Source organism: Clostridium sp. TF06-15AC (genome assembly GCF_003481165.1).
GTDB lineage: Bacteria > Bacillota > Clostridia > Lachnospirales > Lachnospiraceae > Otoolea > Otoolea fessa.
The window spans coordinates 47,082-59,829 of sequence record NZ_QUKS01000001.1 but is presented as its reverse complement, the minus strand read 5'-3'; the positions used below and the strand labels follow the sequence as shown (position 1 = coordinate 59,829).

The following is a 12,748-nucleotide window of genomic DNA, read 5'->3' as shown; positions in this document are numbered from 1 at the left end:
ATGTATCCTAATCCTCTTTTCCTAAAAATGACGCTATCTGCTTCCGAATATCCTCAATCCCGCCGTTGTTGTCCAACACACGCGTCGCAAAACTCCGGTAATCGTCCTCGGATGCCTGATTTGCCATGATGCCCCGGCATTTTTCCTCGCTGTAGCCGCGGCTTGCCATCAGACGCTTGATGCGGTTCTCCACCGATGTGTATACATACCAGATTTCATCAAACATCGCATTGTGGTCGTCATCATAGAGAGCTGCCTCCACAACGATGATCTCCTTGTCGGAATGGTTGATCGCATAGCGGATCTCCTCCCACGCCATCGGGTGGATGATGGCGTTCATCGTCTCCACCGCCTCTTTATTCTGGAAAATAAGCGCCGCCAGCTTTTTGCGGTCAATGCTGCCGTCCTTATTTAAAAAGGAATCACCCAACGCCTCTACCACATGCTGATAGCCTTTCTTACCCGGCTCCATGAGCTGGTGAGCCACTTCATCTGCCTTAATAATTTCCGCGTCAAATTCCTCCTGCAGCACACGCAGGACCTCACTCTTACCGGAACCAACGCCTCCGGTAATACTGATTATCTTCATGTTTATCTGTACCTTTCCATTATTTCGTTTCAAACCACGAATTTCCCATCTTCATATCGATTTCCAGCTCCACCTGCAGCTGCGCCGCACGTTTCATCTCCGTCGCCAGAATCGACTGCACCTGTTCCAGCTCTTCTTTCCAGGTTTCAATCAGGAGTTCATCGTGCACTTGGAGGACAATGCGGGAACGCAGTCCTTCGCGGCGCAGGCGTTGATCGACGCGGATCATCGCAATCTTGATAATGTCGGCTGCAGTTCCCTGAATCGGGGAATTCATCGCCACACGCTCACCGAACGAACGCTGCATAAAATTGCCGGATTTCAGCTCCGGAATCGGTCTCACACGCCCATACATAGTCTTGACCTCGCCGTATTTCCTGCCCGTTTTTACCAGACCATCGAGAAAACGTTTGACATCCGGGTAGGTTTCAAAGTAGCGCTCAATGTACTCGGTCGCTTCCTTGCGGGAAATACCGAGATCTTCGCCCAGCCCAAACGCGCTGATACCATATACGATACCGAAATTGACTGCTTTTGCATTGCGGCGAAGCTGCGGTGTCACTTCCTCAAGCGGCACATGGAATACCTGCGACGCCGTGATCGCGTGGATGTCCTCCGCCTGCCGGTATGCCTGGATGAGGTTCTTGTCATTCGACATATGCGCCAGCACACGCAGCTCAATCTGGGAATAATCAGCGTCAACCAGCACACAACCCTCGCGCGGTACAAACAGCTTCCGGATCTCGCGTCCCAGCTCCATACGCACCGGAATGTTCTGCAGGTTCGGCTCTGTACTGCTGATACGTCCTGTCGCTGTGATCGTCTGGTTAAAGGTTCCGTGGATTCGTCCGTCCTCCCGGATAAATGCACCCAGCCCGTCCGCATAGGTCGATTTGAGTTTCGCCACCTGGCGATAATCTAATACTTTCCTCACAACCGGATACTCCGGCGCCAGTTTTTCCAGCACATCCGCCGCCGTCGAATAGCCGGTCTTCGTCTTTTTGCCGCCCGGCAGGGACATTTTTTCAAATAAAACCTCACCCAGCTGCTTCGGGGAATTAATATTAAATTCACAGCCCGTCTCGGCGTAAATCTCCTGCTCCAGTTTCTCTACCTGCGTCTGGAGGCGTTCGCCGTAGGCTTTCAATTCCTCCCGGCGCACCTGAATACCTTCCTCTTCCATATGGTAGAGGCTGTAAATAACCGGCATCTCTATCTCATAAAAGAGATGCAGCATTCCATGTCTTCGAAGCCGCCCCAGCAGGATTTCCCGCGATTTCCACGCCGTATATGCCATGTAGCAGACACAATTCAACGCTTTCTCCGGCATTGTCTCAAATGCATCCGACAGCGCCGTTTTTCCAAGCAAATCGACCTGTGACGGCACGGTCATATCCAGGTAATCGCGCGCCAGGTCATCATATCCATAGGTATCCTTGAGCGGATTTAACAGATACGCCGCCACGCCTGCGTCCATAACCGCACGGTTTCCTTCTGCATTCCGGATGCCGTCCACGATCCGGCGGCTGTGATTTTTAAGAAATGGAAGCTGGTTCTTGAGATCCAGAACCGTCACAGACGGAACCACCTCCATCAGGCGTTCCAGCTCCTCCGCCAGATACTGTCCGGTCAGGAACCCAACCGCCGGGATCGCATAGATCGATGTCCCATCCAGGCAGAGCGCCAGTGCTACAACCTCTCCTTTTTCAATCACCAGCTGCGCGCCGATCTCCTCCGCGCGCTGTGCACGGTCAAAAATCACCTGTGCCTCGCCAAAATCATTTACCAGACGGAAAGATTTTTCCATTTCTGATGACGCAAAGGCGTCCTCACCAAATTTCTGCAGAATGGACTTAAATTCCAGCTGCTTCATATACTGATATGCCTCCGGCGTGTAAAGCGAATCCAGCTTCGCCTCCTCCAGCGAAAAACCAATCTCGCAATTGATGCGGATCGTTGCCAGATCCTTGCTCATCTGCGCCATGTCATAATGCTCCCGAAGCGCTTTCTGTGCGCGCGGCGGCTTTACCTCATCAATGTGTGCATACGCATTCTCAATGCTTCCGTAGGTGGTAATCAGGCTGGTTGCCGTCTTTTCACCGATCGATGGCACCCCCGGAATATTATCCGAAGTATCGCCCATCAGCGCCTTTACATCAATAAATTCGATCGGCGTCACCTGATACTCCGCCTTCACATCCTCCGGGTAATAGTCGCGTATCTCCGTCGTACCTTTCGAAGTACGCGGCATCCGAATCTTAATGTGCGTATCTGCAAGCTGCAGCAGGTCACGATCTCCTGATACGATAGAAACCTCCACGCCCTCCGCCGCACAGCGTTTCGCGATCGTTCCCAGAATATCGTCTGCCTCATACCCCGCCTTGGTAAGAATCGGCACGCCCATCGCTGTCAGCACTTCCTTCATCACCGGAACCTGCTCATGCAGCTCCTGCGGCATCGGTTTTCTCGTTCCCTTGTATGCCGCATACATTTTGTGACGGAATGTCGGCTCTTTCAAGTCAAATGCCACTGCCAGATAGTCTGCCCCCTCATCTTCGATCACCCGGAACATGATATTTAAAAATCCGTACACTGCATTGGTGTGGAGTCCCTTCGAATTTGTCAACTCCGGCACCCCGTAAAATGCCCGGTTGAGTATACTATGACCATCTATCAGCACTAATTTGCCCATCTGTTTCCGTCTCCTGTTCTATCACTTGTTGCTTTTTTCTATGGTGCCAGCCAAATCCTGACCTGCAGCATCACCGTCACCAATACCGCCATCACGCCCAGCGTATTGACCGCATACTCCATTTTCCGGAAGCGCCACATCCGGCGCACACGGGCATATGACTCAGCGATCCGCTTTTGCAGTGCGCCCATGATATCAAAAGTACCCGATCCGGTGTCCAGCTGTTTCAGTCCGACATCCACCATAAAATAAATTTCCAATTCTTCCTGACAGTTGCGGCAATGTTCCAGATGCTCCAGAAACGCTTCCAGCTCATCCCCGCTCAGTTTATCCTGGATATACGGCGTCACAAGACGCTCCGCTTCCCGACAGGTCACAGACGCCACCTCCTTTTCCAGTCTGTCATTCCATATGAATTATCATTCACGCATGACGCGTTCATAAACCCATTTGAACCTAATCATACCTTATTTTAATGAAACACGCAAGCCCCTGCGAATGCTTCGCTTCTTAATTTCAAAACAAACAAAAAAACAGTTGCAATCTGTCTCCAATTTTGGTAAGATAAAAAGCGTCGATAGACAGCCGGCTTGTCGGAATGGCAGACGAGGTGGACTCAAAATCCATTGGTGGCAACACCGTGCGGGTTCAAGTCCCGCAGCCGGCAGATTTGAAAGCCCTTGAAAATATTGGATTTTTCCTTTATTTTCAAGGGCTTTTGGTGTTTTCAAGCAAATATCTATCAGCCTTTCTTATCCTGTTTCATCTCCCGCCTTTTCTTCGTCATCAGACCGCCAATCCGCCCGCTCTCCTTGGCAGTCAGGCTTCTCCAGCCATACTGCCGTACCTTGTCTGCCAGCCCAATTTCTTCCGCCACCTCATATTTCAGCCGCTCTGCCGGGGTCATTTTCTCAAAATCCACCTTATTTTCATCCATAAAAAAACATACTCCTTTCCATCTTGTGTACTCAGAGTATGTCCATTTTCTGGAAAACTATTCGCATTGTTTTTCTCTGTCCAGCTGCTCTTCCATCTCATCCGACTCGTCGATCTCATCCGGCAGCTGCTCCGTATCATCCCATATCTCCTCCGAATCACCCCAGTTATATTTATCCTGAAATTTTTTTTCCTGATCGATCAGAAAATCCAGTCCGGCAGCTGCGCCTCCAATGGCAGCCCCGATCGATGTCACACCGATTCCACCCACAAAGAGGACAGCGCCAATGATTGCCATTTTTTTCATCCATTTTTTCATTTTCCTATCCTCCTACGCCCTGGCTGACAGATAACCTGCCGCCTGACGGCAAAGCTGAATAATTCCCTTGACTGCCCACGGCAGAAATACACCGTAAAACAGGATACAGCCGCATATCAGAAGCAGACAGCTGCCCTCTGCCGCGATACCCAATCCGATGAACATCAGTCCCATCGCAAAATGTTCAAACAGACTCGCCGTACCCAGAACAAACAGCATAATTCCGCCAACAAACACCAGCACCGTCATCAGTCCCAGCACCACCAATATCGCTGCCAGTGCGACTGCCAGCCCAAAAACACTTCCCACAGTTCCCGTTACCAGCGAAAAGATAAATGGAAGAACTGCAAGCACTACCAGAACTGCCACAACCATTCCAATCTTGGAACCGGTTATTTTTTCTTTTAAGCAATGCAGCATCTCGCTCAGACGGCTTCTTTGATTCTCATTGGATGCCGCATTTTCTCCCGTTTCCTCATCCCGAAATTCCCGGAATGGGGCATCCTCGGTTCCAGCCTGAAATCCTGCTTCTTTTTCTCGTTCTCCCTGTTCTGCCCCACCGCTTCTGGATAAAGTCGTCCGCTTTTCTTCAAACCGGCTGTCATTGTACCCCCGGTCTGTAAATTCGCCGCCACTCCATTCACTCTGCAGCTCCGTCCGGATTACCTCGGCAATATGCTCCGGACTCTGAAATTCTGCAAGTACCTCTTCTTCCTTCTCCGGTCCCGCTTCCTCCAGATAATCGCGGTAATAGTCAATCGCATCCCGTTTTTCTTCTTCCGGAATATCCTGCAAGAGCGCTTCCAGCCTCTCTAAAAATGCTTCTTTTTTCATGATCTGCCTCTCCTTATCCCTCTTTCAGTATCTCTGAAATTTTTCCTGCATACACGTTCCACTCACCCCGGTAAAGATTCAGCTGAATCCGTCCCGCCTCCGTTATTTTGTAATACCGTCGGTTTCTGCCGTCGATCGCCCGGTCATATGTTTCCAGGCAGTCATCCTTCTGAAGCCGCCGCAACACCGGATAAAGCGTGGACTCCGATATTTCGATTGCCTGACGGACATCCTGCGTGATCTTATACCCATATGTTCCTTCTGCAGATTTTGATACAACTGAAAGGACGATCGCATCCAGAAGCGCAGCTCCTGTATTAAAAACCATCTTATCCCTCCTAAGATTCACTAATTCAAAATATAATATTTTTTCTTGTTTAATATTATATGTTATATAATATTGTATCTAAATTATATATCAGTGTACCTTCTTTGTCAATATTTTTCCAAATATCCTTATGACTCACTCCAATCCATCTTTCTGCTCCCACAACCCTTCACCACGCCGTATCCCGCTCCTCATCACGCAAAAAACAGACCGTACAACCTATGTTCCATCACATACGCCATACTGCCTGTTTTCATTTTTATCTTAATAAAATCACCAAATAGCTTTCTACAGCGCCAGAAACAGCCAGCTCTTTCTTCCAATCCCAGAAATACCCAACTGCGTTCCGGTCAAGAATACCATGCCCCACGCCATCGCAAAAACGGCTGCCACCTCCACATTCTTCCTGTGGAAGTGACAGCCTGATGATTCTTTCATCCTCCGTCTGACGCACTATCTGTCCGATGAGAAACTGGCGTCAACCGTTTGATTAGTTTTCTTCTGCTTCCTGATTCTCAAGAGCTTTCATGCTCAGGCTGATCTTGCGGTCTGCCTCGTTGAAATCAACTACCTTAGCAGTGATAACCTGTCCTACGCTCAGTACGTCGGATGGTTTGTCAACATGCTCTCTGGAAATCTGGGATACGTGAAGAAGTGCATCTACACCTGGCTCCAGCTCAACGAATGCGCCGAAATCAGTCATACGTGCTACCTTGCCTTCTACTACGTTGCCTACAGCATATTTCTCAGCTGCGTTTGCCCACGGATTGCTCTCCGGGAACTTTAAGCTCAGAGCGATCTTCTCGCCGTTGATATCTTTGATCAGAGCTTTTACTTTATCGCCTACTTTGAAAACCTTCTTCGGATTCTCAACTCTGCCCCAGGACATCTCAGAGATGTGAAGCAGACCGTCAGCGCCGCCAAGGTCGATAAATGCACCGAAATCAGTTACATTCTTAACAACACCTTCTACGGTCTGACCAACAGCGATCTTCTCGAATAATTCTTTCTGCATAGCAGCTTTCTTCTCAAGCAGGATCTGCTTGCGGTCGCCGATGATACGGCTTCTTCTTCCGCTCGGATTGAACTCGGTAACTACGAACTCAATCTCCTGACCTGCGTACTTGGATAAGTCTTTATCATAAGTATCAGAAACCATGCTTGCCGGAATGAATACACGGGTTCCCTCAACCTCTACTACGAGGCCTTTCTCCATAACCTGTGTAACTTTCTCTTTCAGAACTTCCTTGTTCTCGAAAGCTTCTTTCAGACGTTTCAGACCCTTATCAGCAGCCAGTCTCTTGTAAGATAAAGCAGCCATGCCCTCTCCGTCGTTTACTTTCAGAACTTTTGCTTCCAGTTCGTCGCCGACCTGAACTTTGGTTCTAAGATCTACGCCCGGCTCATTGGTGAATTCGCTTCTTGTGATGATGCCTTCGGATTTGCTTCCAGCGATGCTGAGAATGATTTCGTCTTCCTTGACACCGATAACCTGACCGGTAACAGCCTCTCCTGTACGTAATCTCTTGAATGATGATTCTTCAAACATTTGTTCAAAACTTAATTCTGACATTAGTATGAACCTCCTCGATAATTTGATTTGGGGTCGATGCCCCGGCTGTAATACCTACGCTGCGCACAGTACCTGTTATCTCAGGCTTGAAATCTTCCAGTGTCTGAATGTAGTAAGTGTGTTTACATTCCCTGCGGCAAATCTCATACAACTTTTGTGTGTTAGAACTGTTTCGTCCTCCGATAACAATCATAACATCCACCTGTGAAGCTATCTGCCTCGCCTCAACCTGTCTCTCCTGTGTTGCATTGCAAATCGTATTTAAAACAAGTATATCATAATACGTTTTTGAAATTTTTTCAACTAAATCTTGAAATTTATTGTAGTTAAATGTCGTCTGCGCCACGATGCTGAGCTTTTCATCCGGCCTGAGTGCCAGATTTTCAAATTCCTCCAGTGACTCGACTGCCAGAGTATACTCATTTCCCCAGCCTTTTATACCCTCGACCTCCGGGTGGTGCTCATTTCCCACGATAATCACGCGGCGTCCGGCTTCACACTGTTCCCGGACAATCTTGTGGATCTTTTTGACAAATGGACAGGTCGCGTCCACAAGCTCCAGTCCCTGGCGTTCCAGGAGCTCATAGATCTCCCTACCTACGCCGTGGGAACGGATGACGACCACGCCTTCTTTCAGGGCTTCCAGTTCCTCCTTCGAATTGATGACCTGTACGCCCTTCTCTTCCAGATCCCGCACCACCTCTTCATTGTGGATGATGGGACCGTAGGTATAGATCTGCTTCTTCCCCGTCGCTATCTGATCATATACCTTCTCGACTGCCCGCTTCACGCCAAAGCAGAAGCCAGCCGTCTTCGCAACTGTGATTTCCATGTTCCTGCCCGCCATTCCTCCTATTCCTCATCATCTTGGATAAATAAATCCCCTCTGTCTCCTTCATAAAATCCGCCTTTGCTCCTGTCTCTCATAGCATCCCGCGAATTCTCCAGAATAGAAATTCTTCCGCCTTTAATCGGCAACTCATTTACCCTCATTGTTATAGTTTATCATACTTTAGACTGCTGGTAAAGTCTAAATCGACGTAAAATTATATAAAATTTACACGATTAACTGATTTTGCAACCGCATTTCGGAATTTACGCCGCATTCAGTCCCTGTCTTCGGAAATTGCCGTTACTCCTTTTGCCTCCCGGCAGCCGGATCGGTGTCCGGATCATCCGACCGGATGCCTGCCAGACGCATAAACTCACGCATCGCTGCCGTCACATAACGCCCCCGCTTGACCGAAAATGTGATCTCCCGCTCAGACAGCGGGTCGTCCAGCTTATAATAGACCAGCCTCGGGTCCTCCGGACGCCACTGTACAATATCAGAACGCACAAACATCGCTCCAACCCCGTTGGAGACGATATTTAAAGAAGTCAGCACCTGATCCACCATCATCACAGTTTTCATCGTAAAACCGCCGTTGCGGCACATTTTCGCGCCTCGTTTATACATATCATTGCCCGGTTTCATCGTGATAAACGGCACATCCTTAAATTCCTTTAACGGAACCGCCTCCACCTCCGGTTTTAAAAAGGACTTGGACAGAATCTCCTGCCTGGACAGTCGGTATGGCTGCAGCTTCCGGTTAACCGGAAAACTTTCCGGAACTGCCAGAATCAGATTTTCCTTCCGGAATAAATACCGTTTGATCGAAGTATCGTCCTTCTCCATCGCCGTCTCCAACACCAGATCCAGCGACTCATTTTCCAACCCCGCTTTCAGCTCCCGCGTATTTCCTTCTGTTAGGTCAATCGTAACCTGCAGATATTTTGTCTGAAAACGGGCAATCAGATCCGGATACACAAACGAGCAGAAATAAGATGCACCGCCGAGCGCCAGCGTGCCGCCCTGAAGCCCCGCAATATCTTGAAAATACCGTTCCAAATTCCGTTCCAGAAAAAGAATCTTTTCAACGGTACGGATGTAATACGCGCCCTCCTTCGTCACCGTCAGCGGAATCGTACTGCGATCAAAAATCGGCGCTCCCATCTCTTTCTCTGCCTTCCGCACCATGTTGCTGAGTGCTGGCTGGCTGATAAAAAGCTTCTTCGCCGCTTTGGAAAAACTCTTTTCTTTGTAAACCTCATACACGTACTTCATTTCATTCAGCATTTGTCAATTCCCCCTGTCCATTTTCCATCCTGCTTTGCTTAAATGATGTTACGGTTCTTGCACACATGACCCATAACGAATTTTGCCATGGCTCTACACTTAAATATGGCTGATCCACTTTCCCATATCTCTATGCTAAAATCTGCTATAAACGAATATAACCGCCATATCTAACAGTTATTTTTTATTGTTATTATTTTATCATAAGATTTCTATATCTGTAAACAAATAAACTGTATTTTCCGTCCATTTGTCGTTTTTCAGACAGAATCCAGCTTGTTTTACGAAACTTCCAGGTGCGTGAATCAGCACTCAAAAGAAGCTGCGAACACCTGCGCTCTGCACATCTAAGGCAGCTAACCTGCGTCCACAGCTTCCATTTTTAATATGGAGGTTTATTCAATTCCTAAGCTTTTACAAATTCCTGATGTTTTATATTGCGGCTGCTCAAGGGGAAATCACAGCCGCAATTCATGCAGTCTTTCATTGACAATTCGTTCTTGATATTTCTTAATATATAGCCATATTATTTGTCGCCCAAACAAACAACCTTGCCGTCTTTTACGATCAGAACTTCTTCTGGTGTTCCCTCGTCGAAGATAACGGTCGGATTGTACTGTACCATGTCGATATGTACGGTCGAACGTGCCGGCTGTCCATAGTAGAAGCCGTTGCCCATTGCGATGTGGCAGGTTCCTCTTGCCTTCTTCTCTTCCTCGAAGTCTCCGTTGAACATACAAGCCGGGTTAAGTCCAAGTCCGATCTCTGCGATGTTGTCGGAATCTTTGACTTCTGCAATCTGACGACGGATCTCTTTGCAGATCTTCGGGTCGCCGCCGACTACTTCTACGATACGGCCTTTCTCAATCTTTAACTCAACCGGTGTGGTCGGGCAGCCGTAGTAGCAGATAGGTCCATCAATTACCAGTTTGCCATGGGTTGTGTCGATCACCGGTCCTAAGGAAACCTCTCCGTCAGACCATGCCATTGCATCGCCCGGATTTCTCGCGATACCACACTCGATGATCGGCTCCATCTGATTCATTTCCATGTACAGGTCGGTACCAGCCGGTGTGGTGATGTGAGCCATCTTATGACCTCTCCAGATTGCCTGCAGCTTCTCGCCGTCTGCGTAAACTGCTTCATAATCTGCCAGTGCGCCGCCTCTTGTGAAGTTATCGATGCTTCTTAAGCAGATGGAAACCTCGCGAAGTTTCTTCTGGTTGATGAGCTCTTTCAGGTGGTTATTGTAGATAGCTGCACCGGATGCGGTGGTCATGCCGACAAATACATCGCAGGCATCCATGCCAAGCTCCAGTGACTTCGGGAAAATGGTTGCTTTGTCTTTTCCACGAATCGGCATCATGTATACGCCGTACTCAGCGCCGCAGTTTAAAGCGGCTGCTGCCATCGCCTGGGTCATTCTCTCGTCGGTTTGAGGGTCAACGACAATCAAAACTTCCTCGCCCGGTTTAACAGCCATCAGGTTGCCAAGAAGATACTGTGCACGTTCCATACATTCGATAATTCTGTTATCACTCATAGTTTTAATCTCCTTTTCTTGTTTTGTCTGGTTTCCTTAAATTTTTGCACCTTTGCAAGTGGGAATTATTTCTGTTTTTTTCCTTTTTATCCGGAAAACGTGGACTTTTCAGAACCGGGTGTTCCATATTCCATCTTTGATTCACGTTCTGCACAAATTTGTCGTTTCCCCGCTTTCCGGGTTCCATACATAACTACTGCCCAGATATATTTCACATTTCATACGAATCCGGGATGTCTCTTTCTAAAACTCAAGCTGCCTTTTTGGCTTCTTCCTGATTGAAAATCTCGTGATCCAGTTCGCCCTCCATCTGAGAAATGCAGACAGATGCTACCAGGTCGCCTACAGAGTTAGTAGATGTGTGAATCTGGTCGATGATTCGATAGATTCCAGCTACCAGTGCGTATGCATCCAGCGGAAGTCCCATCTGGGTCATCAGGGTTAAACTGATAACCAGACCAATCTGCGGAGTTGCTGCACAGCCAACGCTTAAGAAGGTTGCCTGTACAACCAGCATAATCTGCTGCTGAATACTTAACTCTACGCCGTACAGCTGTGCGGCAAAGAGAACAACGATACCAAAGTATGCACATGTTCCGTTCATCTGAGCGGTACATCCAAGTGGAAGTACGAAACTCGCAATATCTCTCGGAACGCCCATCTTCTTCGGTGCTACTTCCATCGATACCGGAAGTGCTGCGGAAGAGGTACAGGTACTGAATGCGATCATCCAAGGTTCAAACGCTTTGCGCCAGAACTTCATCGGATTTACCTTTCCAATCACGCTAAGGAAAATGCTGTATCCAACAATACTCATGGTGATGCAGGCAAGATAGTCAGTTAAGATGAATTTCAGAACCGGTCCGAAGATGGCAACGCCATATTTTGCAAGTGCTACCGTCATCAAACTGAATACGCCGTAAGGGATGATTCCAAGAATCATATCGATAACCTTAAACATCGTCCGTGAGCAAAGGCTGATGATGTCACATAACGGCTGCGCTTCCTTGCCGATGCTGATGATGGCAAATCCAAGAAACAGGGAGAAGACGATAATCTGCATCATCTCGCCACTTGTCAGTGCCTGGAATGGGTTGGATGGGATTAAGTCAAGCAGTGTCTGGTAGATACCCGGAAGTTCTTTCACCTCCATTGCTGTCTCTGCCGTTCCCAGCTGCAAGCCGTGTCCCGGTTTGATAATATTGGCAAGTATCAGACCGATGGTTGCCGAAATACCGCCCGTTGCTAAAAACCAGATGATGGTTTTAACGCCGATGCTTCGAAGTTTCTTGATATCACCCAGTGAGAGCGCCGCGTCGATGATACAGAAGAACACCAGCGGAACGACAATCATCTTGATCAACTTGATAAACAAATCTCCAATGAACTGGAAGAACGGAAGGACATATCCGTTAATGATCTCATTCTCCACGCCGCCCATAAAATTTAAGACGTAACCAAACGCGATACCTGCAAACAATGCAATGAATATTTTCACGTACAACGGAGTTTCTTTTTTCTCCGCCCCATTTTTAGTTTTCTCCACCATGTGATACCCCCTTATGTAATGGTTTTTTATTTCTCGTGTTCCTCATGAGGTTTGACTACATAGTATCAAAAAGCCGGATTATTATAAACAAATATATCGAATCGCGAATAAGTTATAATAATTCAGTGATACAGAGTTAGTTCTGACTTACTTTTTAGGTATTATCTCCATAATAAAAACAATTTTATTTTTGCAAATCAGTTCCGTGCTGTTTTCTGTAAAATACCAAAAGCGGGTAAAAGTTTTTTCGCTTTTACCCGCTTCTT

General features: G+C 47.8%; 13 protein-coding genes and 1 tRNA gene. 1 reads left to right on the top strand and 13 read right to left on the bottom strand.

Going from position 1 to position 12,748, the window contains the following annotated elements; translation table 11 throughout:
- Positions 1-7: 7 nt before the first annotated feature.
- Genes coaE through DXC57_RS00290 form a run of 3 tightly spaced genes read right to left on the bottom strand, consistent with a single transcriptional unit; the run spans position 8 to position 3,658 of the window.
- Positions 8-622 (bottom strand): dephospho-CoA kinase, encoded by a 615-nt coding sequence (gene coaE, locus DXC57_RS00300; RefSeq protein WP_333489851.1) that lies wholly within the window; start codon positions 620-622, stop codon positions 8-10.
- Complete coding sequence (gene polA / locus DXC57_RS00295) at positions 609-3,281, bottom strand: DNA polymerase I (RefSeq protein ID WP_118491321.1); 2,673 nt, start codon at positions 3,279-3,281, stop codon at positions 609-611. Before polA ends, coaE begins: the two co-directional genes overlap by 14 nt.
- Before the next feature lie 38 nt (positions 3,282-3,319).
- Positions 3,320-3,658 (bottom strand): zf-HC2 domain-containing protein, encoded by a 339-nt coding sequence (locus tag DXC57_RS00290; RefSeq protein WP_022360432.1) that lies wholly within the window; start codon positions 3,656-3,658, stop codon positions 3,320-3,322.
- A 207-nt stretch (positions 3,659-3,865) separates the two neighbouring features.
- Between DXC57_RS00290 and DXC57_RS00285 the strand changes: the two genes are divergently transcribed.
- A tRNA-Leu gene (locus tag DXC57_RS00285) sits at positions 3,866-3,948 on the top strand.
- Positions 3,949-4,023: 75 nt separating this feature from the next.
- Here the strand turns inward: DXC57_RS00285 and DXC57_RS00280 are convergent.
- The 10 genes from DXC57_RS00280 to DXC57_RS00230 form a co-directional block, all read right to left on the bottom strand.
- Positions 4,024-4,218 (bottom strand): small, acid-soluble spore protein, alpha/beta type, encoded by a 195-nt coding sequence (locus DXC57_RS00280; protein WP_106999744.1) that lies wholly within the window; start codon positions 4,216-4,218, stop codon positions 4,024-4,026.
- Between the two features lie 57 nt (positions 4,219-4,275).
- Complete coding sequence (locus DXC57_RS00275) at positions 4,276-4,536, bottom strand: hypothetical protein (protein ID WP_118650661.1); 261 nt, start codon at positions 4,534-4,536, stop codon at positions 4,276-4,278.
- A gap of 12 nt (positions 4,537-4,548) precedes the next feature.
- Positions 4,549-5,370 (bottom strand): DUF1700 domain-containing protein, encoded by an 822-nt coding sequence (locus tag DXC57_RS00270; protein ID WP_106999742.1) that lies wholly within the window; start codon positions 5,368-5,370, stop codon positions 4,549-4,551.
- Between the two features lie 13 nt (positions 5,371-5,383).
- Positions 5,384-5,698, bottom strand: a complete 315-nt coding sequence (locus DXC57_RS00265) for a PadR family transcriptional regulator (protein WP_022360428.1) — start codon at positions 5,696-5,698, stop codon at positions 5,384-5,386.
- A 288-nt stretch (positions 5,699-5,986) separates the two neighbouring features.
- Positions 5,987-6,136 carry a hypothetical protein gene (locus tag DXC57_RS15850; RefSeq protein ID WP_333490962.1) on the bottom strand — a complete coding sequence of 50 codons (150 nt, stop codon included), beginning with the start codon at positions 6,134-6,136 and terminating at the stop codon, positions 5,987-5,989.
- 52 nt (positions 6,137-6,188) lie between these two features.
- Entirely contained in the window at positions 6,189-7,271 is a 1,083-nt protein-coding gene (gene rpsA / locus DXC57_RS00255) for a 30S ribosomal protein S1 (RefSeq protein WP_022360427.1), read from the bottom strand.
- On the bottom strand, positions 7,252-8,103 hold the full coding sequence (gene ispH / locus DXC57_RS00250) for a 4-hydroxy-3-methylbut-2-enyl diphosphate reductase (protein WP_118651298.1): 852 nt from the start codon (positions 8,101-8,103) through the stop codon (positions 7,252-7,254). Before ispH ends, rpsA begins: the two co-directional genes overlap by 20 nt.
- Positions 8,104-8,403: 300 nt before the next feature.
- The gene (locus DXC57_RS00245; protein WP_118650659.1) at positions 8,404-9,390 is read right to left on the bottom strand and encodes a LysR family transcriptional regulator; all 987 of its coding nucleotides are present in this window, start codon (positions 9,388-9,390) and stop codon (positions 8,404-8,406) included.
- A 526-nt stretch (positions 9,391-9,916) separates the two neighbouring features.
- Positions 9,917-10,933 carry an aminopeptidase gene (locus tag DXC57_RS00240; protein ID WP_118538676.1) on the bottom strand — a complete coding sequence of 339 codons (1,017 nt, stop codon included), beginning with the start codon at positions 10,931-10,933 and terminating at the stop codon, positions 9,917-9,919.
- 250 nt (positions 10,934-11,183) lie between these two features.
- A complete protein-coding gene (locus DXC57_RS00230) occupies positions 11,184-12,482 on the bottom strand; it encodes a dicarboxylate/amino acid:cation symporter (RefSeq protein WP_118637465.1) in 1,299 nt (432 codons plus the stop codon).
- Between the last annotated feature and the right edge of the window lie 266 nt (positions 12,483-12,748).